This is a genomic window from Rhodococcus sp. SORGH_AS_0303, assembly GCF_030819335.1.
In the GTDB taxonomy this organism is placed as follows: Bacteria; Actinomycetota; Actinomycetes; order Mycobacteriales; family Mycobacteriaceae; genus Rhodococcoides.
In genome coordinates this window covers 2,463,749-2,489,508 of sequence record NZ_JAUTBO010000001.1, presented here as the reverse complement: position 1 = coordinate 2,489,508, position 25,760 = coordinate 2,463,749, and the positions used below count along the sequence as shown (strand labels likewise).

The 25,760-nt window shown below is 68.1% G+C and carries 23 protein-coding genes and 1 pseudogene; 10 read left to right on the top strand and 14 right to left on the bottom strand.

Annotated elements, in window-relative coordinates; genetic code table 11:
• Nucleotides 1-63 precede the first annotated feature (63 nt).
• The 6 genes and pseudogenes from inhA to QE449_RS21445 form a co-directional block, all read right to left on the bottom strand.
• Nucleotides 64-888, bottom strand: a complete 825-nt coding sequence (inhA, locus tag QE449_RS11775; protein ID WP_027505312.1) for an NADH-dependent enoyl-ACP reductase InhA — start codon at nucleotides 886-888, stop codon at nucleotides 64-66.
• Between the two features lie 68 nt (nucleotides 889-956).
• Nucleotides 957-1,715, bottom strand: coding sequence for a 3-oxoacyl-ACP reductase FabG1 (gene fabG1, locus QE449_RS11770; RefSeq protein WP_037185384.1), 759 nt, complete (start codon nucleotides 1,713-1,715; stop codon nucleotides 957-959).
• Between the two features lie 108 nt (nucleotides 1,716-1,823).
• On the bottom strand, nucleotides 1,824-2,819 hold the full coding sequence (locus QE449_RS11765) for a VWA domain-containing protein (protein ID WP_056444650.1): 996 nt from the start codon (nucleotides 2,817-2,819) through the stop codon (nucleotides 1,824-1,826).
• Nucleotides 2,816-3,820 (bottom strand): DUF58 domain-containing protein, encoded by a 1,005-nt coding sequence (locus QE449_RS11760; RefSeq protein ID WP_307108854.1) that lies wholly within the window; start codon nucleotides 3,818-3,820, stop codon nucleotides 2,816-2,818. Before QE449_RS11760 ends, QE449_RS11765 begins: the two co-directional genes overlap by 4 nt.
• A gap of 2 nt (nucleotides 3,821-3,822) precedes the next feature.
• Nucleotides 3,823-5,055, bottom strand: a complete 1,233-nt coding sequence (locus QE449_RS11755) for a MoxR family ATPase (protein WP_307108853.1) — start codon at nucleotides 5,053-5,055, stop codon at nucleotides 3,823-3,825.
• Between the two features lie 95 nt (nucleotides 5,056-5,150).
• Nucleotides 5,151-5,573: pseudogene (locus tag QE449_RS21445) on the bottom strand (NlpC/P60 family protein); the annotation flags it as partial.
• Between the two features lie 731 nt (nucleotides 5,574-6,304).
• On the opposite strand from QE449_RS21445, the gene QE449_RS21440 reads away from it, so the two are divergent.
• A complete protein-coding gene (locus tag QE449_RS21440) occupies nucleotides 6,305-6,529 on the top strand; it encodes a hypothetical protein (protein ID WP_373428290.1) in 225 nt (74 codons plus the stop codon).
• A gap of 506 nt (nucleotides 6,530-7,035) precedes the next feature.
• Here the strand turns inward: QE449_RS21440 and QE449_RS11745 are convergent.
• Nucleotides 7,036-7,605 (bottom strand): DUF6676 family protein, encoded by a 570-nt coding sequence (locus QE449_RS11745; RefSeq protein ID WP_231476272.1) that lies wholly within the window; start codon nucleotides 7,603-7,605, stop codon nucleotides 7,036-7,038.
• A gap of 379 nt (nucleotides 7,606-7,984) precedes the next feature.
• On the opposite strand from QE449_RS11745, the gene QE449_RS11740 reads away from it, so the two are divergent.
• Together QE449_RS11740 and QE449_RS11735 are read left to right on the top strand one after the other, a co-directional pair.
• Nucleotides 7,985-10,789 (top strand): aconitate hydratase, encoded by a 2,805-nt coding sequence (locus tag QE449_RS11740; RefSeq protein ID WP_056445197.1) that lies wholly within the window; start codon nucleotides 7,985-7,987, stop codon nucleotides 10,787-10,789.
• A 134-nt stretch (nucleotides 10,790-10,923) separates the two neighbouring features.
• Nucleotides 10,924-11,493, top strand: coding sequence for a TetR/AcrR family transcriptional regulator (locus QE449_RS11735; RefSeq protein WP_027505306.1), 570 nt, complete (start codon nucleotides 10,924-10,926; stop codon nucleotides 11,491-11,493).
• A 6-nt stretch (nucleotides 11,494-11,499) separates the two neighbouring features.
• On the opposite strand, the gene QE449_RS11730 is transcribed toward QE449_RS11735, so the two are convergent.
• Nucleotides 11,500-13,131: an ABC-F family ATP-binding cassette domain-containing protein gene (locus QE449_RS11730; RefSeq protein ID WP_307109713.1), complete on the bottom strand. Its 1,632-nt coding sequence runs from the start codon at nucleotides 13,129-13,131 to the stop codon at nucleotides 11,500-11,502.
• Nucleotides 13,132-13,271: 140 nt separating this feature from the next.
• Here QE449_RS11730 and QE449_RS11725 point away from each other — a divergent pair, with 140 nt between their 5' ends.
• The 7 genes from QE449_RS11725 (at nucleotide 13,272) to QE449_RS11695 (ending at nucleotide 19,891) form a co-directional block, all read left to right on the top strand.
• Nucleotides 13,272-14,042, top strand: a complete 771-nt coding sequence (locus QE449_RS11725; RefSeq protein ID WP_027505304.1) for an SDR family oxidoreductase — start codon at nucleotides 13,272-13,274, stop codon at nucleotides 14,040-14,042.
• A complete protein-coding gene (locus QE449_RS11720; protein WP_307108852.1) occupies nucleotides 13,982-15,166 on the top strand; it encodes a lycopene cyclase family protein in 1,185 nt (394 codons plus the stop codon). The genes QE449_RS11725 and QE449_RS11720 overlap by 61 nt, the downstream gene beginning before the upstream one ends.
• A gap of 43 nt (nucleotides 15,167-15,209) precedes the next feature.
• Nucleotides 15,210-16,232, top strand: a complete 1,023-nt coding sequence (locus tag QE449_RS11715; RefSeq protein WP_307108851.1) for a Ku protein — start codon at nucleotides 15,210-15,212, stop codon at nucleotides 16,230-16,232.
• A 183-nt stretch (nucleotides 16,233-16,415) separates the two neighbouring features.
• Entirely contained in the window at nucleotides 16,416-17,666 is a 1,251-nt protein-coding gene (locus tag QE449_RS11710; protein ID WP_261769385.1) for an SDR family oxidoreductase, read from the top strand.
• A 64-nt stretch (nucleotides 17,667-17,730) separates the two neighbouring features.
• Nucleotides 17,731-17,946 carry a hypothetical protein gene (locus tag QE449_RS11705; RefSeq protein WP_056444659.1) on the top strand — a complete coding sequence of 72 codons (216 nt, stop codon included), beginning with the start codon at nucleotides 17,731-17,733 and terminating at the stop codon, nucleotides 17,944-17,946.
• On the top strand, nucleotides 17,943-18,704 hold the full coding sequence (locus QE449_RS11700; protein ID WP_307108850.1) for a phosphatidylserine decarboxylase: 762 nt from the start codon (nucleotides 17,943-17,945) through the stop codon (nucleotides 18,702-18,704). The genes QE449_RS11705 and QE449_RS11700 overlap by 4 nt, the downstream gene beginning before the upstream one ends.
• Complete coding sequence (locus tag QE449_RS11695; protein ID WP_307108849.1) at nucleotides 18,701-19,891, top strand: GNAT family N-acetyltransferase; 1,191 nt, start codon at nucleotides 18,701-18,703, stop codon at nucleotides 19,889-19,891. Before QE449_RS11700 ends, QE449_RS11695 begins: the two co-directional genes overlap by 4 nt.
• A 7-nt stretch (nucleotides 19,892-19,898) precedes the next feature.
• Here QE449_RS11695 and QE449_RS11690 read toward each other — a convergent pair whose 3' ends face one another.
• From QE449_RS11690 to sufB, 6 genes are read right to left on the bottom strand one after another with little or no spacing between them, the layout of a single operon-like run.
• Nucleotides 19,899-20,246 (bottom strand): metal-sulfur cluster assembly factor, encoded by a 348-nt coding sequence (locus QE449_RS11690; RefSeq protein ID WP_027505300.1) that lies wholly within the window; start codon nucleotides 20,244-20,246, stop codon nucleotides 19,899-19,901.
• Entirely contained in the window at nucleotides 20,243-20,713 is a 471-nt protein-coding gene (sufU, locus tag QE449_RS11685; protein WP_027505299.1) for a Fe-S cluster assembly sulfur transfer protein SufU, read from the bottom strand. The genes QE449_RS11690 and sufU overlap by 4 nt, the downstream gene beginning before the upstream one ends.
• Nucleotides 20,710-21,978 (bottom strand): cysteine desulfurase, encoded by a 1,269-nt coding sequence (locus tag QE449_RS11680; protein ID WP_222645240.1) that lies wholly within the window; start codon nucleotides 21,976-21,978, stop codon nucleotides 20,710-20,712. Before QE449_RS11680 ends, sufU begins: the two co-directional genes overlap by 4 nt.
• Nucleotides 21,975-22,748: a Fe-S cluster assembly ATPase SufC gene (sufC, locus tag QE449_RS11675; RefSeq protein ID WP_027505297.1), complete on the bottom strand. Its 774-nt coding sequence runs from the start codon at nucleotides 22,746-22,748 to the stop codon at nucleotides 21,975-21,977. The genes QE449_RS11680 and sufC overlap by 4 nt, the downstream gene beginning before the upstream one ends.
• A gap of 49 nt (nucleotides 22,749-22,797) precedes the next feature.
• On the bottom strand, nucleotides 22,798-24,015 hold the full coding sequence (sufD, locus tag QE449_RS11670; RefSeq protein WP_307108848.1) for a Fe-S cluster assembly protein SufD: 1,218 nt from the start codon (nucleotides 24,013-24,015) through the stop codon (nucleotides 22,798-22,800).
• The gene (gene sufB / locus QE449_RS11665) at nucleotides 24,012-25,463 is read right to left on the bottom strand and encodes a Fe-S cluster assembly protein SufB (protein ID WP_027505295.1); all 1,452 of its coding nucleotides are present in this window, start codon (nucleotides 25,461-25,463) and stop codon (nucleotides 24,012-24,014) included. The genes sufD and sufB overlap by 4 nt, the downstream gene beginning before the upstream one ends.
• Between the last annotated feature and the right edge of the window lie 297 nt (nucleotides 25,464-25,760).

Here is a 25,760-nt window from a genome sequence, read left to right as displayed (position 1 = left end):
GACGCCATTGTGCCGGAACCCGTTTCGGTGGACCCGAGAGGATGCTCGGATCGAGGCGAGATGTCAGAGATTCTCGGGCAGCCAGGTGTTGTGGCTCGCGCCGCCGTCGACGTAGACGATCGACCCGGTCGTCGCCGGCAGCCAGTCCGACAGCAGCGCGCAGATCGACTTGGCCACGGCCGTCGGGTCGTTGAAGTTCCAGCCGATCGGGGACGCACCGTTCCAGTACTCGTTGAGCTGGTTCATCTTGTCCGCGTCACCCGTCGCGGTACCCGCGATGGCCTTGGCGGCGAGCGTCTTGATCGGGCCCGCGGCGACCAGGTTGGAACGGACCTTCTTGGCCTCGCCGACCTCGCGGGCGACGTAGCGGTTGACCGACTCGAGCGCAGCCTTCGCCACGCCCATCCAGTTGTAGAACGGCATCGCCGTGCGCGGATCGAAATCCATGCCGACGATCGATCCACCCTCGTTCATGACGGGGAGCACGGCGCGTGCGAGCGAGGCGTAGGACCAGGCAGAGATCTGGAACGCGGCGGCGGCGTCGGGACCCGGTCCTTCCAGGAACGGCTTGGACCCCGGGCCCATCAGGGTGCGCGGAGCGAACGCGATGGAGTGCAGAACGCCGTCGATGCCCTCCGGAGCGACCTCGGAGATGCGACCGGCGAGCGCGGCGAGATGCTCCTCGTTCGTCGCGTCCAGCTCGATCGCCGGCGGCACGGGCTCCGGCAGTCGCTGGGCGATCCTGTCGATCAGTCGCAGCCGGTCGAACCCGGTGATGACGACCTTGGCGCCCTGCTCCTGCGCGACCTTGGCCGCGTGGAACGCGATGGACGCGTCGGTGATGATCCCGGTGATCAGGATGGTCTTGCCTTCGAGCAGTCCGCCCATGTGCGTGTGCCTTTCGTGTGAAGTCTGGTGGGCCCGAGTCGATCGGGCAGGAGTCGGGACGAGGTGGGCTAGTGGCCCATGCCCATACCGCCGTCGACCGGGATGATCGCGCCGGAGACGTAGCTCGAATCGGGTGACGCGAGGAAGCTCACCACCGCGGCGACGTCCTCGGGAGTACCGAGTCGCTTCAGCGGGATGTACTCGCGCGCGGTGTCCCGGAGCTTGTCGTCGAGCTCGGCCGTCATGTCGGTCTCGATGAACCCGGGTGCCACGACGTTCGCGGTGATCGAACGCGAGCCCAGCTCACGGGTGAGCGAGCGCGCCATGCCGACGACACCCGCCTTGGAGGACGCGTAGTTGATCTGGCCGGGTCCGCCGGCCTGACCGACGACGGAACCGAGGAAGACGAACCGTCCGAAGCGTGCCCGCAGCATCGAGCGGCTCGCTCGCTTGGCCACCCGGAACGCGCCGGTGAGATTGGCGTCGATGACGGAGGTGAACTGCTCCTCGGTCATCCGCATCAGCAGGGTGTCGTCCGTGATGCCCGCGTTGGCGACGAGCACCTCGACGGGGCCCTGATGCTTCTCCACCTCGGTGAACGCGGCATCGACGGACGCGGTGTCGGTGACATCGCACTGCACCCCGAACAGTCCGTCCGGTGCACCCGAGCTGCGGTGCGTGACCGCGACCTTGTGGCCGTCCGCGGCGAGTCGGCGGGCCACGGCCAGGCCGATGCCCCGATTACCGCCGGTGACGAGCACGGACCGGGAGACGAATCCCCCGCCGGCCGTCGCGTCGGGTGTCGCGGACTCGGGCGCAGAGGACATACGGATGAACCTTCTCTCTCGGGGGTGCTGCTCGCAGCAACGGCCAGTCGGTGGGCGATCACGGACGTCGTCGATCGCCTCGACCCGCGCGTACTTTACCGATGCGTGTCAGGGGACTCGCTGGCGTAGTGACAATGCTGTGACAAGTCCCGCCGACACGAACAGCACTCCGGCGATCAACCAGGGCCGACTCGCGTCACCGCGGGTGGTCTCGTAGCCGATCTGCTCCTCGAGCGTGTCGTACACCTCGGTGAGTTCCTCGAGACTCGACGCCGTGAAGAAGTTGCCACCCGACAGGCGTGCGATCTCCTCGAGCGACGGGTCGTCGACGGGCACCGCGACGCGCTGGGTGTCGCCCTGCTCGTCGGTGATGTCCACCGTGCCGTAACTCGTGCCGAACGAGATGGTGGAGACCGGGATCCCCTTCGTCTCCGCCTCGCGGGCCGCCGTGTACCCACCGCGCGGGTCGTCCGGGTTCTCGGGAACGGTCTGCTTGCCGTCGGACAGCAGCACGATCCGTGCCGGCGGCGCCGCGTCCGATCCACCGAGCACCGCGCCGAGTGTCTCGATCGACTGCATCGCCGTGAAGATGGACTCGCCCGTGGCGGTCCGCTCGGCCAGCTGCAGCCGATCGATGGCCGATTTCGTCGCCTCACGATCGGTGGTCGGTGAGACCAGCACCGATGCCGTGCCCGCGAACGCGACGAGTCCGAGGTTGATGCCGGGAGTCAGGCCGTCGGCGAACTGCTTGCCGGCCTCCTGCGCCGCTGCCAGTCGCGTCGGCTGGACGTCGGTGGCCTCCATCGACAACGACACGTCGATGACCAGCATGACCGTCGCCCGATTACGCGGAACCCGTTGATCGGACGTCGGTCCGGCCAGCGCGACGGTCAGGAAGAGCAGCCCCACGAGCACGAGCGCCGTGGGGACGTGGCGCACCAGTCCGGGGCGCCTCGGTGCGACGCGTTCGAGCAACTCCATGTTGGTGAAGCGCATGGTGTTGCGCTGACGGCGGCGCTGCGCGAGCACGTAGGCCACCACCAGGCCCGCGACCACGAGGAGGAAGAGCAGCCACCAGGGTGACGAGAAATCGGACAGGCTCACCGCGTACTCGCTCCCATGCTCGCGCCGTGGCGTCGCCGGGACACGAAGCGGACGACGTCGGCGATCCAGTCGCCGTCAGTCCGCAGGGTGAGCCGAGGCGCGCTGCAGCCACGCAGGATCTTCTCGACGTTCGCGCGGTGCGCCGCAGCGGCGGCCGCGAAGTCCTCCCGCAACCGGGGTGTCGTGCTGAACTCCCGCGTCCGTCCCGTCTCCGGGTCGTGCAACACCACGTCACCGACATCCGGCAGCTCGAGGTCGCGGGGGTCGACGACCTCCACGGCCAGCACGTCGTGGCGGGCCGCCAGGGCGCGGAGCGGACGCTCCCAGTCCGTCGGACCGAGGAAGTCGCTGACGACGACCACCATGCCGCGTCGACGTTCGGGCCGTCGCAGAGCGTCGATGGCGCCGACGAAGTCGCCGCGGGTGCCGTCGGGTGGGTGCGGTGTGGTGGCCACGGTGCGGAGCAGGGACTGGATGTGCGCCCGACCGCCCCGCGCGGGGACCCGGACGACGCGTTCGCCCGTCGCGACGACGGCGCCGATGCGGTTGCCGCCACCACTGGTCAGATGCGCGATGGCCGATGTGGCCGCGACGGCGAGGTCCCGCTTCTCGCACCCCGCGGTGCCGAAGTCGAGGGAGGCCGACAGGTCGATCGCCATCCACGTCTCGAGCTCGCGGTCCGCGACGCTCTGCCGGACGTGGGGGTGCGTCGTCCTCGCGGTGACGGACCAGTCCATCTGACGTACGTCGTCGCCCGGCTGATACTCGCGTGCATCGCCCGGCTCGGAACCCGGGCCCGGGATGAGGCCCAGATGATCGCCGTGCAGAACGCCGTCGAGGCGCCGACGAACGGTCAGCTCGAGGGTGCGCAGCGCAGCCGACAACCGAGGGTCCTCCAGCGATCCGGAGGCGAAGGAGGGGGGCGCACCGCGCAACGACTGCTGCACGGCGGGCGCGCCGAACACCGGATCACCGTGCCGGCCACCCGTGGGTGACGCCATGGTCACCGCGTGGGATCGGTCGCGGGAGTCTGCTTCTGCATCCACGGCGCCGGGCCACCCTGCTGAGGACCGTTCTGCTGGGGACCGTTCTGCTGCGACGACCCGTCGGGACCGGGCTGCGGGGGTCCGGGCTGAAACTGCTGCGGTCCGCCCGGTCCCGCCTGCTGGGGCCCGTTCTGCTGAGGACCGTTGTGCTGCGGACCGTTGTGCTGGGGAGCCGGCGCCTGCTGCTGGACCGGCTGGGCGCCGACCTGCGGCAGACCCACGGTCTGCAGGATGCGCGTGATGATCTGCTCGGGCGTGATCTCGTCGGCCAGGGCGTCGTACGAGAGCACGAGACGGTGCCGCAGCACGTCCGGCACCACGTCGAGGACGTCCTGCGGCACGACGTAGTCCCGTCCACGCAGGAACGCCAGCGCCCGGGAGGCACTGATGATGCCGAGGGTCGCTCGGGGTGACGCGCCGTAGGCGATCCAGCCGGCCACGTCGTCGAGGCCCACGTCGCGCGGAGTACGGGTGGCGGCGATGACGCGCACGACGTAGTCGACCAGAGCGTGATGGACGAACACGGATGCCGCGACGTTCTGGAGGCGCACCAACTCGACCGGGTCGAGGATCTGCTTGGGCTTCGGTGCCGCGACGCCCATGCGGTAGACGATCTCGCGCTCCTCCTCGACCGTCGGGTAGTCCACGACGATCTTGAACAGGAAGCGGTCGCGCTGCGCCTCGGGAAGGGGGTACACGCCCTCGTTCTCGATGGGGTTCTGCGTCGCCATGACCAGGAACGGATCCGGCATGGGGTACGTGTGACCACCGATGGAGACGTGGCGCTCGGCCATGACCTCGAGGAGAGCCGACTGCACCTTGGCCGGAGCTCGGTTGATCTCGTCCGCGAGCACGAAGTTCGCGACCACCGGGCCGAGCTCGGTGTCGAATTCTTCTTTGCCCTGACGGTAGATGCGCGTACCGATGAGGTCGGTGGGCACCAGGTCGGGCGTGAACTGCACGCGGGAGAACGAGCCCCCGACCACCGTCGCGAACGTCTCCACCGCCAACGTCTTCGCCACACCGGGAACACCCTCGAGCAGGACGTGCCCACGTGCGAGAAGCCCGACGAGGATGCGCTCGACCAGTCGGTCCTGACCGACGATGACGCGTTTGACCTCGTAGACGGCCTTCTCGAGCGTCTGCACGTCCCGAGAGATGTCGGTCGTGTCGGTCTCTCGTGACGTCACCTGTGGAACCACCGCTTTCTACCCGGACTCTGCTGCCGAGCACCACTATTGCAGGTGGCGAGGACACATGACGTTCTACCTGCTCGGACGGGGTGTCACTCCACCATGCGGACGGCATACGGCGTCATGCCGTCGAAACGGACGGGCGACACCTTCACCACCGATCCCGACTGCGGAGCCTCCAGCATCTTGCCGTCACCGAGGTAGAGGGCGACGTGCTGCGAGGCGCCCGGACCGTAGAAGATCATGTCGCCGCGGCGCATCTGGGACGACGGCACCTGCTTGCCGGCCGTGTACTGGTAGCCGGTGTAGTGCGGGAGCGAGATCCCGAGACCACCGAAGGCGTACATCATGAGGCCGGAGCAGTCGAAGCCCACCTTGTTGTAGTCGCCGTAGCTGTCGGCGACACCGCCGTCGCGGATGCCCTTGGTCGGCCCGTTCTCGTTGCCGCCACCCCACGAGTAGGGGGTGCCCAACACGGACATGCCGCGGTCGATGACGAGTTCGATGGCTGCGGACCCGGTGAGCGACGGATCCTTGGTGGCGGTCCCGCGACCGCCGCCGGACGACGTGCTTCCCGACGACGTGCTTCCCGACGACGAGGTACCGGACGACGTGCCGCCCGACGAGGTGCCGCCCGACGAGGTGCCGCCCGACGAGGTGCCGCCCGACGAGGTGCCGCTCGACGTCGATCCGGTCAGGTCGGTGTGGTCGCGCTCCCCGTCCACCAACGCTGCGGCACGATCGGCGGCGGCCTGGTTCGCGGCAACCCGGGCGGCCGCGGCCACCGCTGCCTCCTGCGCTGCCTGCGCGGCTGCCGCGGCGGCGGCTTCCTCCGCCTGACGCTGCTGGTCCCACTGCGAGTACGCGTCGCGCTGTCCCTCGAGCCCCGCGGCGTCGTTGCGCGCCTGCTCCAGCTCGGCGGAGGCGCTGTCCCGCTGTGCCTCGACGGCCGCCCTTCTGCGCTGCCTGCTCCTGCTGTGCGGACACGGCCGCGGCGATGGCCTGTTCCGCCTCGTCCTTCTTCGCGTCCGCTTCCGCGGAGGCACGGTCGGCCTCGATCTTGCTCTGGCGTGCGGTGGAGTCTCGGTTGGCCTCCTCGGTACGCGCCCGCTGCAGGCTGTCCAGGGTGGCGTTCTGCTTGGCGGACAGCATCCGCAGGATCTGCGCGCGATCGAGCACGTCCTGCGGCCCCTGCGCGTCCAGCAGTGAGGAGACACCGGCGGACCCGGTGCCCTTGACGTAGTCGGTGACGGCGAAGGCGTCGAACTTCTTCTGCGCGTCGGAGATCATCTGGCCGGCGTCGCGGAGGGCCTGCTGCGCGATGCCGACGGCCGCGGCGGCGGCGTCGGCGACGGTGCGAGCGTTCTGCAGGTCGACGAGGGCCTTGTTGACGTCCTCGCGCTTGACGGCCACCTGCGCGTCGATCGCGGCGAGTTGCTGGTTGGCCGAGGCGACCTGGTCGATCAGTTGACCGACTCGTCCGAGCTGGTCCCCCACGCGCGCACCCGCGGCGGCGATGTCGGAGTCGGAGGGATTGGGCGGGGGCGGCGGCACGGCGGACGCGAGACTCGGTGCGAGGAACCCCGTCCCGGACAGCAGCAGCGTCGTCGCGACGACGGCGCCCCCGATCGTGCGACGCAGAGCCCGCGATCGACCGACGTGCCGTCGACCTCCGGAGTATCGCTTCACCTGTTCGTCTCCCTCACGTCCGCAGTGCGGATTCACCCACCGCACGCGTGGGGAGGACACGACGCAGCGTGACAGGATCCCGGACCACAGCCGACAACGGCCGACCCGGGAGCAACGATCAGCCCCTCTGCGACACTTCTTCCCCAAGCAGTGCCATGCGAACCGTACGACACTTCGAACGCTTAAGGAACTCCAGTCACAAATGACACATGTGTCATTCCGCCGACCGCATCCGCGCTGATCAGGACGTTGTCCGAGAAAGATTCGTTGAGACTTTTTTGGGAACGGTCACTGCCCGTCGGGCGTGACGGCCTCTCGATCGGTGACATCTCCCGAACGATGACGGCGTTCGTTCACCCACCAGGTGCCGCCGAGCACGGCGACGACCACGAGAACGAGGCCCAGAGTGATGCCGGTCCACGGCGGGCCGGGCTCGACGAGCACGTCGAGGAAGTTGTCCGCGGACTGCACCGCGTTGCCGGTGTACGCCTGATCCTGACCCGCTTCGAGCGTCACGCGATCGATCGAGTCGCTGAACGTGCCGACCTGTCCCGGACCGATCACGAGGACCGTCCCACCGTCGGTGGCACCGACCGACGTGGCGAGGTCGCGGAGCTGCGAATCGAGCGGCGCCGGCGCGTCGAGCACGACGATGCTCAGGTCGATACCGTGCTCGCCGGCGCGCGCCACGACACCCTCGAGCCCGACGACGTCCTGACCCGGCGCGGCCACCCCGTCGTCCGCGACGTCGGCGAGGGTCGCCTGCAGGTCGACGAACGTCGGCACCTCGCTGATCATCGGGAGGGCGACCAGCGGCTGATCACTCAGCGGTAGGGCCGGGAGAGGAGAGAGAGACATCGTCCGTCCGTTGTCGTCGATCGCGAGGCGATGCGGTGGATCGCGAGGCGATGATGGTCGAAATGTGTGCGCCGTCGAGCGGGACCCTACGGGACGGGACCGTCGCCGAGTCCGAGGCGCACCGAGGTGCACGGAGGCAGCCCTTCGTTGCGCCCGGAACGCTGCCGGGGAACGATGAGTGCGCACCACGGTGAGAGCGACACGGCGATTCGGCCACTCGTTCTCACAGGACAAGCGTACTGTTAGAATCGAAACACCGAGACTGCGGCGGCCTCGACGCCACCCGGGTGCACCCTCACCCACGGCGATGTCCGCCCGCTCTCGCCACGCCGTCGACACAGCCCCGTCGACGGCAGCCCAGAAGACGAGTGGAGCTGACGTGACCGCAAGTATCGATTCGTTCGGCGCCAAGGGAACGCTGGAGGTCGGAGAGAACTCGTACGAGATCTTCCGCCTGAAGGCCGTCCCCGGCACCGAGAAGTTGCCCTATGCCCTCAAGGTCCTCGCGGAGAATCTCCTGCGTACCGAGGACGGCGCGAACATCACCAAGGACCACATCGACGCGATCGCCGCGTGGGACCCGTCCGCCGATCCGAGCATCGAGATCCAGTTCACGCCGGCCCGCGTGATCATGCAGGACTTCACCGGCGTCCCCTGCATCGTGGACCTCGCGACCATGCGTGAGGCCGTCACCGCTCTCGGTGGCGACCCGGAGAAGGTCAACCCGCTCGCTCCGGCCGAGATGGTCATCGACCACTCCGTCATCATCGACGTGTTCGGCCGCGCGGACGCCTTCGAGCGCAACGTCGACATCGAGTACCAGCGCAACGGTGAGCGCTACCAGTTCCTGCGGTGGGGCCAGGGTGCGTTCGACGACTTCAAGGTCGTCCCGCCCGGCACCGGCATCGTGCACCAGGTCAACATCGAGCACCTCGCCCGCACCGTCATGGTGCGGGGCGGTCAGGCCTACCCCGACACGTGTGTCGGCACCGATTCACACACCACGATGGTCAACGGCCTCGGTGTGCTCGGCTGGGGCGTCGGCGGCATCGAGGCCGAGGCGGCCATGCTCGGCCAGCCCGTCTCCATGCTCATCCCCCGTGTCGTGGGCTTCAAGCTCAGCGGCGAGATCAAGCCCGGCGTCACCGCGACCGACGTCGTGCTCACCGTCACCGACATGCTGCGCAAGCACGGCGTCGTCGGCAAGTTCGTCGAGTTCTACGGCGAGGGTGTGGCCGAGGTCCCCCTGGCCAACCGCGCGACGCTCGGCAACATGAGCCCCGAGTTCGGTTCCACCGCGGCGATCTTCCCGATCGACTCGGAGACCGTCGACTACCTGCGCCTGACCGGACGCTCCGACGAGCAGCTCGCGCTCGTCGAGGCGTACGCCAAGGAACAGGGCATGTGGCACGACCCCGAGAACGAGGCGACGTACTCCGAGTACCTCGAGCTCGACCTCGGCGACGTGGTGCCGTCCATCGCCGGACCGAAGCGTCCGCAGGACCGAATCCTGTTGTCGGAGTCCAAGATCGCGTTCCGCAAGGACATCCACAACTACGTGGGTGGCGAGGACGTCGACGCCACCCCGTCGAAGCTGGACGAGGCACTCGACGAGACGTTCCCGGGCTCGGATCCGGCCACGCTGTCCTTCGCCGACGACGATGCGGCTCCGCTGCACTCCGCCGCCGGCAACGCCGAGGGTCGCCCGACCAACCCGGTGCGCGTCGACTCGGACGAGCAGGGCTCGTTCGTCCTCGACCACGGCGCCGTCGCCATCGCGTCGATCACCTCGTGCACCAACACCTCGAACCCGTCGGTCATGCTCGGCGCTGCCCTGCTGGCCAAGAAGGCCGTCGACAAGGGTCTGACCAGCAAGCCGTGGGTCAAGACCTCGATGGCGCCGGGCTCGCAGGTGGTCACCGACTACTACGACAAGGCCGGCATGTGGCCGTACCTGGAGAAGCTCGGCTTCTTCCTCGTCGGATACGGCTGCGCCACGTGCATCGGTAACTCGGGACCGCTCGATCCCAAGATCTCCGAGGCCATCCAGGACAACGACCTCACGGTCACCGCAGTCCTGTCCGGTAACCGCAACTTCGAGGGTCGCATCTCCCCCGACGTGAAGATGAACTACCTGGCGTCCCCGCCGCTCGTCATCGCCTACGCGCTGGCCGGCACCATGGACTTCGACTTCGAGCACGACGCTCTCGGTCAGGACAACGAGGGCAACGACGTCTTCCTGAAGGACATCTGGCCCTCGCCCAAGGAGATCCAGGACACGATCGACTCGTCCATCTCCAAGGAGATGTACACCAAGGGCTACGCCGACGTCTTCAAGGGCGACGAACGCTGGCGCGGACTGCCCACCCCGGACGGCAAGACGTTCGAGTGGGACCCGCAGTCGACCTACGTGCGGAAGCCCCCGTACTTCGACGGCATGCCCAAGGACCCGGAAGCCGTCACGGACATCTCCGGTGCGCGCGTGCTGGCGTACCTCGGAGACTCGGTCACCACCGACCACATCTCCCCCGCCGGCAACATCAAGGCAGGAACGCCTGCTGCGCAGTACCTCGACGAGCACGGTGTCGAGCGCAAGGACTACAACTCCTTCGGCTCGCGTCGCGGCAACCACGAGGTCATGATCCGCGGAACGTTCGCGAACATCCGGCTGCGCAACCAGCTCCTCGACGACGTCTCGGGTGGCTACACCCGCGACTTCACGCAGGACGGTGGCCCGCAGGCCTTCATCTACGACGCGTCGCAGAACTACCAGAACGCCGGCATCCCGCTGGTCGTCCTGGGCGGCAAGGAGTACGGCTCCGGATCCTCGCGTGACTGGGCTGCCAAGGGCACCCGCCTGCTCGGCGTCAAGGCCGTCATCACCGAGTCGTTCGAGCGCATCCACCGCTCCAACCTCATCGGCATGGGCGTCGTCCCGCTGCAGTTCCCCGCCGGCGAGTCGGCGGCGTCGCTGAAGCTCGACGGCACCGAGACCTTCGACATCTCGGGCATCACCGAGCTGAACGAGGGCCGCACGCCGAAGACGATGCACGTCACCGCGACGAAGGAAGACGGCTCTGCCGTCGAGTTCGACGCCGTGGTCCGCATCGACACCCCCGGCGAGGCGGAGTACTACCGCAACGGCGGCATCCTGCAGTACGTGCTGCGCAACATGATCGGCTGATCACCGCAGTGATCACTGCCCCGTGAGGGGAGCAGAACGCGCACGACCGCGCCGCGATACCGCGTGTATCGCCGGTTCGGTCGTGCGCGTTCTGCGATCAGCACGATGTCCCCAGCACACGACAGGAGCACCGAGTGCCGAAGGTCAGTGACGACCATCTCGCGGCGCGCCGAAGTCAGATCCTCGACGGCGCGCGCCGCTGTTTCGCCGAATACGGTTACGAGGGCGCCACGGTGCGGCGACTCGAGGAGGCCACCTCGCTCTCGCGAGGAGCGATCTTCCACCACTTCAAGGACAAGGACGGGCTGTTCCTCGCGCTCGCCCGCGACGACGCGCGCCGCATGGCCGACGTCGCCGCCGAGCAGGGGCTCGTCCAGGTGATGCGGGACATGCTGGCCGCTCCCGACCAGTTCGACTGGCTCGGTACACGTCTGGAGATCGCCCGACGGCTCAAGACCGACGCCGAGTTCCGGGCCGGGTGGTCGGAGCGCTCGGTCGAGCTGCAGGACGCCGTCCTGTCACGTCTCGAGCGTCAGAAGTCTGCGGGCCGACTGCGGGACGACGTGCCCACCGCGGTACTGCTGGGATACCTCGACCTCGTCATGGACGGTCTCGTGACCCGCATCGCGTCGGGCCAGGGCACCGAGAACCTGTCGGCCGTCCTCGATCTGGTCGAGGAGTCGGTCCGTCGCGATCGGCCGTGAGCCGACTCAGGCGAGCGTGATCAGGTCGAGGTAGTCCTGCGACCAGTGGTCCTCGTTGCCGTCCGGCAGGAGGATCACTCGTTCGGGAGACAGTGCCTCGGCCGCACCCGGATCGTGCGTCACCAGCACGACGGCGCCCTTGTAGCTCCGCAGCGCCTCGAGGACCTGCTCACGCGAGATCGGGTCGAGGTTGTTGGTCGGCTCGTCGAGCAGCAGCACGTTGGCCGCCGACGAGACCAGGCCGGCGAGCGCGAGTCGCGTCTTCTCACCGCCGGAGAGAGTGCCGGCCGGCTGCTCGAGCTGCGGGCCGGTGAACATGAACGCGCCGAGCAGCGACCGCAGCTCCTGCTCCGGGGTGTCCGGTGCCGCGTGCCGCACGTTCTCCCAGACCGACGCCATGTCGTCGAGCGTGTCGTGTTCCTGGGCGAAGTAGCCAATGCGTAGACCGTGACCGGGCTCGATCTGGCCCGAGTCGCTCTTCTCCGTGCCGGCGAGGATGCGGAGCAGCGTCGTCTTGCCGGCGCCGTTGAGGCCGAGCACCACGACGCGGGAACTGCGGTCGATGGCCAGATCCACACCCGCGAAGATCTCCAGGGACCCGTACATCTTGGTGAGGTTCGACGCCATGAGCGGCGTCTTGCCGCACGGTGCGGGCTCGGGGAAGCGAATGTGTGCCACCCGGTCGGACACGCGTTCCTCGTCGAGGTTCGCCATCAGCTTGTCGGCACGCTTGGCCATGTTCTGGGCGGCCACGGCCTTGGTGGCCTTCGCACCCATCTTGGCGGCCTGCGCGCGCAGAGCGCCGGCCTTCTTCTCCGCGTTGGCACGCTCGCGGCGACGACGCTGCTCGTCCGTCGAGCGCGCGTCGAGGTACTTCTTCCAGTTCATGTTGTAGACGTCCGGCTCGCCGCGGACGGCATCGAGGAACCACACGCGGTTCACGACGTCGTTCAGCAGCTCCACGTCGTGACTGATGACGATGAGCCCACCCTCGTGGCTCTGCAGGAAGCCGCGGAGCCAGGTGATGGAATCGGCGTCGAGGTGGTTGGTGGGCTCGTCGAGCAGCAGCGTGGTGGCCGAGCGACCACCACTGCCGTCGGACGCCGCGAACAGGATGCGTGCCAGCTCGACGCGGCGGCGCTGACCGCCGGAGAGAGTGCGCAGAGGCTGCGCCAGGACACGGTCGGGAAGTCCGAGGCTGTTGCAGATGCGCGCCGCTTCGCTCTCGGCCACGTAGCCGCCGAGCGAGGCGAAACGCTCCTCGAGCTCGCCGTATCGGCGGACGGCCTTGTCGAGGCGATCCTCGTCGGCCACCTCGGCCATGAGCGCCTGTTGCTTCTCCATGTCGTGCAGCAAGGTGTCGAGTCCGCGGGCGGACAGGACGCGGTCCTTGGCCAGCAGGTCGAGGTCGCCCTCCTTGGGGTCCTGCGGCAGGTAACCGATGTCCCCGGTGCGGGTGACCGAGCCGGCGTAGGGCTCGCCCTCTCCTGCCAGAATGCGAAGAGTGGTGGTCTTTCCGGCGCCGTTGCGGCCCACGAGGCCGATGCGGTCGCCGGCCTGCACGCGCAGGGCGGGCCCGGGAGCGGACAGAAGAGTACGCACGCCGGCACGAACCTCCAGGTCGGTGGCGGTGATCACGGTGCGAACTCCTCGATCGTCGTAGTTGTCCGGTGGCAGACCGGGCGCAGCGCGAAGTCGACTGCGCAGCAATCCCTCATTTTAACGCCTCCGCGGGCTCCCACGGTCCACGCAGACGTGACTCCGCTAACGTTCGACGCATGGAGAAGGAACAGGATCTGCAGGGGCGTGTCGCCGTGGTCACCGGCGCGAGCCGCGGAATCGGTCGGGCCATCGCGGCCGACCTCCTCGCTCGCGGCGCCGCCGTGACGGTGACCGCCCGCAAGAAGGAGCAGCTCGACGCCACCGCCGAGGAGTTGCGCGCCGCGGTACCGGGGGCCACCGTGCTCGCCATCGCCGGCAACGCCGGGGACGAGGAGTCCCGCCGCGAGACGGTCGACCGCACGGTCGCCGAGCTCGGCTCACTCGACATTCTGATCAACAACACCGGCATCAATCCGGTGTACGGATCGCTGATGGAGGCCGATCTGGCCGGCGTCCGCAAGATCTTCGAAGTCAACGTCGTCGCGACGCTCGGCTTCATCCAGGAGGCGCACCGAGCGTGGATGGGCGAGCACGGCGGCTCGGTCGTGAACCTCGCCAGCGTGGCGGGAATCCGATCCACCGGAGTCATCGCCGCGTACGGCTCGTCCAAGGCGGCGCTCATCCGGCTGACCGAGGAGCTCGCGTGGCAGCTCGGACCCTCGATCCGTGTGAACGCGGTGGCCCCGGGCGTCGTCAAGACCAAGTTCGCCGAGGCACTCGTCGCCAATGGCGAGGAGGCGGCGGCCGCCGGCTACCCGATGAAGCGGCTGGGAACGCCCGAGGACGTGGCCTCGCTCGTCGGGTTCCTCGTGTCCGACGCCGCGTCGTGGATCACCGGCGAGACGGTGCGCGTCGACGGCGGACTGCTGGCGACGGGAACGTTCTGACCGACGTCCTCGTCGTCGGCGCCGGCCCGTCCGGCCGCGCGGCGGCACATCGCTGCGCGGCCGCGGGGGCAACGGTGACTCTCGTCGACCCCCGTCCGGATCGTCGATGGATCAACACCTACGGGATGTGGACCGACGAGATTCCGGACTGGGTGCCGGAGTCGACGCGCGCGTCCACGTCCTGCTCCCCCGTCGTGGTCGGCACACGCCGACACGTGGTGGACCGGGGGTACTCGGTGCTCGACACCGGACGACTGCAGGACGACCTCACGCTCGACGGAGTGTCGGTGGTCGCGGAGTCCGCGGCGGAGGTCACGCCCACGTCGGTGACCCTGCGGAACGGCACCTCCCTGTCCGGCGGCACGGTGATCGACGCCCGCGGCTCGGCGGTCGGACCCGGCGTCCCCGAGCAGACGGCCCACGGGGTCGTGGTCGACGAGGAGACTGCTGCACGTGCCTGCGGCGGCGAGTCCGCGGTGATCATGGACTGGCGGCGGGACAACGGTGCGGACGCGGACGCAGTGCCGTCCTTCCTGTACGTCGTGCCGCTGGGCGGCGGCGCGGTGTTGCTCGAGGAAACCTGCCTGGTCGGCCGGCCCGGCCTCACCTCACCCGAGCTCGCGCGTCGGCTGCTCGCACGACTGGCTGCGCGGGGTGTGACTCTGCGCGGCGACGAGCCCGTCGAGCGGGTGCGCTTCGCAATGCGTCCGCCGACCCGTCCGACGCGCGGGGTCGTCACCACCGGGACGCGGAGTCCGGCTCTGCACACCGCCACCGGGTACAGCGTCGCTGCCTCCCTGCGCCGAGCGGACGTCATCGCGTCGGCCGTGCTGGACGGCGGCGGCGTCGACTCGGCGGGATCGCGGGCGGTCACACGGCTGCGGTCGGTGGGCGCGGACGCTCTGCTGTCCTTCCCGCCCGATGCCCTCGCGCCGTTCTTCGACCGATTCTTCGAGATGCCGTCGACGCTGCAACGCGCCTATCTGTCGTCGGACGACGACGTCGCCGGCATGTCCCGGGCGATGCTGACGCTGTTCTCGCGGATCGGTTCGTCCGACCGCCGCGTGATCCTCGGAGCGGTCCGTCGGGCGATGTTCTCCGCAGCGGTGGGGACGCGTTCGTGACGGGTGGTGGAAATGTGACCGGGCGTGCCCCAAGATTGGACACATGCGATCGATCTGGAAAGGCTCCATCGCCTTCGGCCTGGTGAACGTCCCGGTCAAGGTGTACACGGCCACCGAGGACCACGACATCAAGTTCCATCAGGTCCACGGCAAGGACGGCGGTCGCATCAAGTACGACCGGAAGTGCTCCGTGTGCGGTGAGTCGGTGCAGTTCGCCGACATCGACAAGGCCTACGAGACCCCCGACGGCGACCGGGTGATCCTGACCGATCAGGACTTCTCGTCGCTGCCCGCCGCCGAGAAGCACGAGATCCCGGTTCTCGAGTTCGTGCCGACCGACCAGATCGATCCGATCCTGTTCGACAAGAGCTACTACCTGGAGCCGGACTCGACGTCCCCGAAGGCGTACGTGCTCCTCCGGGAGACCTTGTCCACGACCGATCGCACCGCACTGGTGCACTTCACGCTGCGACAGAAGACGCGCCTCGCGGCCCTCCGCGTGCACGACGACGTGCTGATGATCCAGACGCTGCTGTGGCCCGACGAGGTGCGGGCCGCCGAGTTCTCCTCGCTCGACGACGTCACCGCGCCCCGCCCCAACGAACTGAAGATGGCGGGGGCACTCGTCGAGAGCATGTCGGGCGACTTCGACCCGTCCGAGTACACCGACGACTACCAGATCGAACTCCGCAAGGTCCTCGACGAGATGATCGAGAACGGCGGCGAGAAGGTGGTGCACGCCGAACCGGAGGACACCGACTCGGGAGAGGACGCCGAGGTCGTCGACCTGGTCGCGGCACTCCAACGCAGCGTCGAGGCGGCGGGCCGGTCCGGCCGTGGTCGTCGCGGCGACACCGACTCGGCATCGACGAAGGACGAGTCGGGGAACGAAGAGTCCGCGGCGAAGGCTCCGGCGAAGAAGGCAGCCGCGAAGAAGGCACCGGCCAAGAGGGCGGCGGCGAAGAAAGCGCCCGCCAAGAAGACGGCTGCGAAGAAGGCGGCGGCGAAGAAGGCCGGGAGCGGCACGTCGTCGGGCGACGAGGACCAGCAGCGCAAGGGGGCGTGAGGTCTCACGACCACGGCGTGCGCGTCCGCACGGGCCTCACAATCAAGTGCCCACGGAACCGTATGTCTCACAACGCCAAACGTGGTTGATCACCCCAAGGATGCTTTTACTCTCTCTGGAGAGACACAGCGAGTCGTCCCGGTCACACCGGCGACGGGCGCCGCATCCATCGGGGGAGATCACATGTTCGACGAGTACACGTTCAGCACTGTCGCCAACGACGGGCACCTGGTCAGTCCGGTCGTCGCTCTGACGGGCGACGCGCCGTCGCTGTTGTTCTCGCGAAAGTATGCGGACGTCGCGGCGCTGTCCGCCGGCGACCACGAGCTGCTGCGACCGATCGTCGATCCGAGCACCGCCGAGCAGGTGCGCTCCATGGCGCCGCCCGCCGACGAGATCGCGCTGGTGTTCGGTGCCAACGGCTTCGTCGGAGCGCATCTCGTCGCGGAACTGTCTCTGCGCCCCGGAATCACGACGGTCTACGCCGGTGTCCGATCCGCCGGCGACTCCTCCGCCGCCGAGCGTTTCGAGGAGACCGTCGCCCAGTACTCGATCACCGGGATCGATCTCGCGAAGATCGTCGTCATCGAGGCGGTTCCGACCCGGACGAACTTCGGTCTGGACGAGGACACCTACCTGCGGCTCCGCGGCACCGTCGACCAGGTGTTCAACTCGGCCAGTTCCACCGACTACGACTCCAGCTACCTCGAGTTGCGACAGGACTGGTTCGTCTCCCTGCTGCGCGTCGTCCAGTTCACCCTGGAGGACCGTCGCAAGCACCTCACCTACATGGGGTCGATCGGCGCCTTCATCTACACCAGCCCGGAGGACTTCCTGCGTCCCGATTCCTGGTGGTACTCGGGCTACTGTCAGATGAAGTGGATCAACGGTCAGCTCCTCGGATGGCTCGCACGGGACGGCGTCGCCTCCGTCACCCTGGTCGAGTCGCCGTACGTGCTCGGCAGCACCACCGTCGGCAAGGACCCGGGTCGCGTCTACAGCTTCTGGCGCGCGATCGAGCTGGCGAACAGTGTCGGTGCGATGTGGGACGGTCCGGGCATGAACTACGCGCCCGTCGACGTGCTCGCGCGCGTGCTGGCGGACAACGCTCTCGGCGACGGCACGCTCCCCCACCTCGTGCCGTCCAATCCGGTGCCCTACAGCAACGCCGTCCTGGCATCGGCTCTCGGCCTGGACCTCGTGCCGTGGGCGGAGTTCAAAGCGATCGTCGACAGCAAGATCCCGGCGGAGAAGACGGCGTCCCTGCTCGGGTCCGACGTCAACGACCTCATCCGCCGTTCCAACGCACCGTCGCTCATGCCGTCGTCCTTCGACGGATCCTCGTGGGATCACGATGCGCTCTTCGCGCTGTACCTGTCGGTCATCCAGTTCCGCGACGCGACGGCGCGCCGACCCCGACTGGTCACCGCGTGAGCAGAAGCGCACAGACCCGCGACGTCCTCGGTCGTGCACGATGAGTCGCGTCCCGCCGCAACCGATGTTCCTGGAAACCGGCGCGAGGTACCGGGTCCGGGTGTTCCTCGGCGATTTCGTGAACTTCACCCTCGGGCTCGTCTACTACGTCGCCTGCGCGACCCTCGGAGTGCTCGCCGTCGCGATCGACGCCGTGCTGCGCACCCATCTCTACGACGCGTTCATCGCACTGGTCGAGCGCATCGACCACGGTAAGGAGACGGCGGTGGAGCCGTCGTGACCAGAGCAGCCACCACCGCTGGAACCGTGGCTCTCGCTGCGCTCGTAGGCGGGTACTCGTACTGGCGCAGCGCCGCCTTCCTCCGTGATCCGGAGCGGTCGGTGCCCCCGGACCCGTCGTCCATCGTGTCGGCGGCCGACGGGTACATCACCTACGTCAAGCGTGTCGAGTCGGGCCAGATGCCGGTCGCCGTGAAGAAGCGGCGCACCATCCGGCTGTCCGAGTACGCCGGGATCGACTCCGACGCCAGCGGGTGGCTCGTCGGCACCTACATGACCGAGCACTCGGTCCACCGCAATCGCGCACCGATCGAGGGGGCGGTGGTGGTGCGTGAACACCGCGGCGCGGCGCCGTTCAACAGGTCGATGGCTCGCATGACGGCGAACCTGTTCCTGCACCGCACGCCCTACGACGAGGGGTGCGAGTACCTCCTGACCAACGAGCGGCTCACCATCGGTGTCCGGCACGCCGACGGTCCCACCGTCTTCGTCACGCAGATCGCCGATCTGTGGGTGGACCGGATCGTCGCCCACGTCGAGGTCGGTGAGAATCTCGCTCGCGGCGAGCAGTACGGCCTGATCCGCTTCGGGTCACAGTGCGACGTGTTCCTTCCCGACGCTCTGCTCGACGGCGACGTCCTGGTACGGCCGGGGCAGTACGTGTGGGCCGGTGAGTCGGTGCTCGCCCGGTCCGTCGTGCGGCCGGCACCGACGACCCGGAGCACGATGCAGAACGATCTCGAGGAGGCCCTCTCATGACCTCACGCACGGTCGGTCGGCCGGTCACGACCGCGGCCGTGACCATCACGGCGGTACGCACCCGTCGCGACTGGACGGCCTTCGCGAAAGTCCCGTTCGCGGTCTATCGGAACGACCCGAACTGGATCCCCGGCGACATCGCGGACGTGGACTCGATGCTGCGTCGGCCGTCGGAGAAGACGCGGAGCCGGATGACGAGTCAGGCGTTCCTCGCGTATCGCGGTCGGCGGCTCGTGGGGCGGATCGCGGCCATCGCCGACCTGGTCTTCATCTCGCACTACGAGGAGCAGACCGCGTACTTCGGCTACTTCGAGTGCCTCGACGACAGGGAGGCCGCGCACGCTCTGCTCGACGCCGTGGCCGCCTGGGCTCGGGGGCGGTCGCTGAGCACCGTGGTGGGTCCGATGAGCCCGTCATTGTTGTGGAGCGCGGGAGTGCTGGTGCACGGCAACGACATTCCGCCGCTGGTCGGGATGCCCCACAATCCCCCGTATTACGCCGATCTCCTCGAGTCGTGGGGTATGACCAGCATCAAGGAGTTCCACAGCTTCTATCACGACGACCCGCACACGCTCGTCCAGTCGCCGCCGTTCGCACGCAAGTACGCGATGGGCCAGAGGTGGAAGGCGCGGTCGTCCGTCGTCGTCCGGCCGATGAATCCGGCGACGTTCGACGAGGACGTGGCCAAGCTGCGCGTGCTCTACAACACCGCATTCGCGTCGTTCTGGGGATTCACGCCCGTGGAACCCGACGAACTCGATGCGCTCGTGGCGACCATGCGTCCGATCCTCGATCCCGAGATCGTGCTGTTCGCCGAACTCGACGGCGAGGTCGTCGGCTTCGTCATGGGGATCCCGGACGTGAACAAGGCAGCCCTCGGAGCGGTGCGCTCACGGTTCGGCATCGTGCGCGATCTCCACACGATCGCGCGGTGGCGGGGGCCCGGCGGACGCAGACATCGCACGCACGTGCGGCTCGACATGATGTTCGTGGACCCGAGCTGCCCCGACAAGGGCACCTCGGCACTGCTGATCTTCGAACTGTTCCAGCGCATCCACGACGGCGGGTACGCCTCCGTGGAAGCAGCCCCCGTGCTGGCGGACGGGGGCTGGTTCCACTCGGTGCGTTCGTCCTACCCGGTGGACCCGAGCAGGACGTACCGCATCTTCTCGCGTGAGATCGGGTGAGCCGGCTCTAGACGGTGAAGCCGAGCGCGCGCAGCTGCTCGCGGCCGTCGTCGGTGATCTTGTCCGGTCCCCACGGCGGCATCCAGACCCAGTTGATCTTGAGGTCCTCGGCCAGACCACTGCGCACCAGGGCGGTGCGGCTCTGGTCCTCGATGACGTCGGTCAACGGGCACGCCGCGGACGTCAGCGTCATGTCGAGGGTGACCACGGCCTCGTCGTCGATGGTGATTCCGTAGACCAGTCCGAGGTCGACGACGTTGATGCCGAGCTCGGGGTCGACGACGTCACGCATGGCCTCCTCGAGGTCTTCGATGACGGAATCGGGCGCCACTGCGCCGTTGTCGGTATCGGTCATGATCGTCCTCCACTGTTCGCGTGCTCGTCCTGCGTCTCCACAGTACGAACAACGGCGTCCTTGAATGCCATCCATCCGAGCAGCGCGCACTTCACGCGTGCCGGGTACTTCGCCACACCCGCGAAGGCGATGCCGTCGCCGATGACGTCCTCGTCACCCTCGACGGTGCCGCGGCTGCCGACCATCGCCGAGAAGGCGTCCACCGTGAGAAGCGCGTCCTCGACGGAGAGTCCGACGACCTGGTCGGTCAGGACCGAGGTGGCCGCCTGACTGATGGAGCACCCCTGCCCGTCGTAGGACACGTCGGCTACGACACCGTCGGCGACGTTCACGCGCAACGTGACCTCGTCACCGCACGTGGGGTTGACGTGGTGCACCTCGGCGCCGAACGGCTCGCGGAGCCCACGACCGTGCGGGTGCTTGTAGTGATCGAGGATCACTTCCTGGTACATCTGTTCCATTCTCACGCGGCACCGCCGACGCCGAAGAACGTCTGTGCCGTGCGGATCGCGTCGCGCAGCGCGTGCACTTCCTCCACCGTGTTGTAGACGGCGAACGAGGCACGGGCCGTCGCGGCCACGCCGAAACGACGGTGCAGCGGCCACGCGCAGTGATGCCCGACGCGGATGGCGACGCCCTCGTCGTCGAGGATCTGCCCCAGATCGTGCGCATGGATGCCGTCGACGACGAACGACACGGCTCCCCCGCGATCCTGCGTGTCCGTGGGCCCGATGATGCGGAGCCCGTCGATGGTGGCGAGCTCCGACAGTGCGGCAGCAGTGAGCGTCTGTTCGTGCGCGGCGACGGCGTCCATCCCCAGCGCGTTCAGGTACTCCACGGCGGCACCCAGACCGACGACCTGCGACGTCATGGGCACACCGGCCTCGAACCGCTGCGGGGGCGGTGCGTAGGTGGTCTGCTCCATCGTCACGGTCTCGATCATCGACCCGCCGGTGATGAAGGGAGGCATCTCGGCCAGGAGCGCCGACTTGCCGTACAGGACACCGACCCCGGACGGTCCGAGCATCTTGTGCCCGGAGAACGCCGCGAAGTCGACGTCGAGCGCGGAGACGTCCACCGGCATGTGCGGCACCGACTGGCAGGCGTCGAGGACGACCAGTGCGTCGACCGCCCGTGCACGACGGACGAGTTCCTCGGTGGGAGCCACCGCGCCCGTCACGTTGGACTGGTGGGTGAACGCGACCACGCGCGTGCGGTCGGTGAGCTCGAGCGAGTCGAGATCGATCCGGCCGTCGTCGGTGACCCCGTACCACCGGAGCGTCGCACCGGTGCGGCGTGAGAGCTCCTGCCATGGAACGAGATTCGCGTGGTGTTCGAGCTCGGTGATGACGATCTCGTCACCGGGACGCAGCGACCGCGCGAAGCGGTCGTCGCCGAGGACGTGCGTGACCAGGTTGAGCGACTCGGTGGCGTTCTTGGTGAACACGATCTCGTCCGCGCGGGCACCCACGAAGGCGGCAATGCCCGCGCGGGCACCCTCGTAGGCGTCCGTGGCCTCCTCGGCCAGCTGGTGGGCCCCGCGGTGCACGGCGGCGTTGCAGGTGGTGAGGAAGTGCCGCTCGGCATCGAGCACCTGCACCGGACGTTGAGACGTCGCGCCGGAGTCGAGGTACACGAGAGGCTTGTCGTCTCGCACGGTACGACCGAGGATCGGGAAGTCCTCCCGAAGCCTCGCGACGTCCAGGGTGCCGACCGACGCGACGGCCGTCATGCGCCCGCGGTGGTCTTCGTGAAGCGCTCGTATCCGTTCGCCTCGAGCTCGTCGGCCAGCTCGGGTCCACCGGACTCGACGATGCGGCCCGCGGAGAACACGTGCACGTGATCGGGCGTGATGTAGCGCAGGATGCGGGTGTAGTGCGTGATCAGGAGAATGCCGCCGTTCTCCCGCTCCTTGTAGCGGTTGACACCCTCCGACACGACCCGCAGGGCGTCGACGTCGAGGCCCGAGTCGGTCTCGTCGAGGATGGCGATCTTCGGCTTGAGCAGACCCAGCTGCAGGATCTCGTGGCGCTTCTTCTCGCCGCCGGAGAAGCCTTCGTTGACGCTGCGCTCGGCGAAGGCCGGATCGATGTCGAGCTCGGTCATCGCCTCCTTGGCCTCCTTCACCCAGTGCCGCAGCTTCGGGGCCTCGCCGCGCACGGCGGTGGCAGCGGTGCGGAGGAAGTTGGACATGGAGACACCGGGAACCTCGACGGGGTACTGCATCGCGAGGAACAGGCCGGCGCGAGCACGCTCGTCCACGGACATCTCCTGCACGTCCTCACCGTCGAGCAGGATGGTGCCCGAGGTGACGCGGTACTTGGGATGGCCGGCGATCGCGTAGGAGAGCGTCGACTTGCCCGAGCCGTTGGGGCCCATGATGGCGTGCGTCTCGCCCGACGAGACCGTCAGATCGACGCCCTTCAGGATCTCGATCGGCTGCGCGGCGTCGTCGGTGTTCGCGACGTCGACGTGCAGATCGCGGATTTCGAGAGTGGACATGATGTTCCTTGCCTGTCTGTGAATCGGGAGAAGGTGGTCGCGCGAGGGGTCAGACGCCGGTGATGGCGAGTTCCGCCTCAACCGCGTCGGAGAGACGCTCACGGATGGACACGACCGGGATCTTCGCGATGATGTCGTGGAAGAAGCCGCGCACGACGAGCTTGCGTGCCTGGTCCTCCGGGATGCCGCGAGCACGGAGGTAGAACAGCTGCTCGTCGTCGAAGCGACCCGTGGCACTCGCGTGACCGGCCCCGACGATCTCGCCGGTCTCGATCTCGAGGTTCGGGACGGAGTCCGCGCGCGCGCCGTCGGTGAGAATCAGGTTGCGGTTGAGCTCGAACGTGTCCGTGCCCTCCGCCTTCGCACCGATGACGACGTCGCCGACCCACACGGTGTGGGTGTCGGGCTTCTTCGACGCCGGGTCGCCCTGCAGGGCGCCCTTGTAGACCACGTTGGACTTGCAGTGCGGCGCGGTGTGGTTGACCAGCAGGCGCTGCTCGAGATGCTGACCGTCGTCCGCGAAGTACAGGCCCAGGAGCTCGGCGTCGCCACCCGGACCGGTGAAGTTCACCGTCGGGGTCAGGCGCACCAGGTCGCCGCCGAGGCTGACCGACACGTAACGCAGGACGCTGTCGCGGCCCACCTTCGCGTGATGCGACGCGACGTGCACCGCGTCGTCGTCCCACTCCTGCAGCGCGACGACCGTGAGGTGTGCGCTGTCCGCGACGACGAACTCGACGTTCTCGGCGTAGGTTCCGCTGCCGCGCTGCTCGAGCACGACGGTCGCCTTGGCGAACGCCTCGACGCGGATCTGGACGTGGCCGTAGGCGACGACGTCCGCTCCCGGACCGTCGACCGTCACGATCAGCGGATCCGCGAGCTCTGCCTCGGAGGCCACCGTGACGACGGTGGCCGAGTCGAAGGACGAGTACGCCTGGGCGGCGACCCGATCGGCCGGCGCACCCGCGGTGCCGAGCCGCGCGTCGTCACGACCGACGGTCTCGACGCGCACGGACTCGGGCGCGTCGGTGACCGTCACGGTCGCGGAGCCCGTGGCCACGGCGGTGCCGTCGTGGAGACCGCGCAGGCGCCGCAGCGGTGTGAAGCGCCAGATCTCGTCGCGGCCGGACGGCACCTCGAACGCGGCGACGTCGTAGGACGAGAACTGCGCGCCCTTGTTCGCGACGATCGCGCGCTTGTTCTCGGTGGCGGGGTTCTCGCCGGTGACGGCAGCCTTCACCCCGGTGTCGGTGTGGGGCAGGGTCATCCGACCGATCCCTCCATCTGCAGCTCGATCAGACGGTTGAGCTCGAGGGCGTACTCCATCGGGAGTTCCTTCGCGATCGGCTCGACGAAGCCGCGCACCACCATGGCCATCGCCTCGTCCTCGGTCATGCCGCGGCTCATCAGGTAGAACAGCTGATCGTCGCTGACCTTGGAGACGGTGGCCTCGTGGCCCATCGTCACGTCGTCCTCGCGGATGTCGACGTACGGGTAGGTGTCGCTGCGGCTGATCTGATCGACCAGGAGTGCGTCGCACTTGACGGTCGACTTCGACCCGTGCGCGCCCTTGTTGATCTGGATCAGGCCGCGGTACGACGCCCGGCCGCCGCCGCGAGCGACGGACTTGCTCACGATGTTGGACGACGTGTTCGGCGCGAGGTGAAGCATCTTCGAGCCGGTGTCCTGGTGCTGGCCCTCGCCGGCGAACGCTACCGACAGAACCTCGCCCTTGGCGTGCTCACCGGTCATCCACACGGCCGGGTACTTCATCGTGACCTTCGAGCCGATGTTGCCGTCGATCCACTCCATCGTCGCGCCGGCCTCGGCCTTCGCGCGCTTGGTGACGAGGTTGTAGACGTTGTTCGACCAGTTCTGGATGGTGGTGTAGCGGCACCGACCACCCTTCTTCACGATGATCTCGACGACCGCCGAGTGCAGCGAGTCGGACTTGTAGATCGGGGCGGTGCAGCCCTCGACGTAGTGCACGTACGCACCCTCGTCGACGATGATGAGCGTGCGCTCGAACTGACCCATGTTCTCGGTGTTGATGCGGAAGTAGGCCTGCAGCGGGATGTCGACGTGGACGCCCGGCGGCACGTAGATGAAGGACCCACCGGACCACACCGCGGTGTTCAGCGCGGAGAACTTGTTGTCGCCGGCCGGGATCACCGAGCCGAAGTACTCCTGGAACAGCTCCGGGTGCTCACGCAGACCCGAGTCGGTGTCCAGGAAGATGACGCCCTGCTCCTCGAGATCCTCGCGGATCGAGTGGTAGACGACCTCGGACTCGTACTGAGCGGCGACACCCGACACGAGGCGCTGCTTCTCCGCCTCTGGGATGCCGAGGCGGTCGTACGTGTTCTTGATGTCGGCGGGCAGATCGTCCCACGTGGCGGCCTGCTTCTCGCTGGACCGCACGAAGTACTTGATGTTGTCGAAGTCGATGCCGTCGAGGTTCGAGCCCCAGTTCGGCATGGGCTTGCGCTCGAACGTGCGCAGCGCCTTGAGGCGTGCCTCGAGCATCCACTCGGGCTCGCTCTTCTTGTCGGAGATGTCGCGGACGACGGCGTCGCTGATGCCGCGCTTGGCGCTCGCACCGGCGACGTCGGAGTCGGACCAGCCGTATCCGTAGGTCCCGAGAGACGCGATGGTCTCGTCCTGCGTGAGTGTCGCGGGCACCGTGGGGGTCACCTGGTCTGGTGTGACGGTCATGCGGGCTCCTTCCGGAGACGATCGAGCGGGCTGTTCGGGCTGGAGCTGGTTGGTACGGGCCGAATCGAGAGCTGTGCGGTCGTGGTGGACCGTGCCGCTGTCGGCAGCATCACTCGGTGCAACGCCGACATCGTCGTCGGTATTGCCTGATTCGGGAGTCGAGAGTGTGCGAAGGGGCACATGGGTGGTGCACGCGCAGTCGCCGTTGGCGATGGTGGCGAGGCGCTGCACGTGCGTTCCGAGCAGATCGGCGAACGCCTCGCGCTCGGCGGTGCACAGCTCGGGGAACTCGGCCGC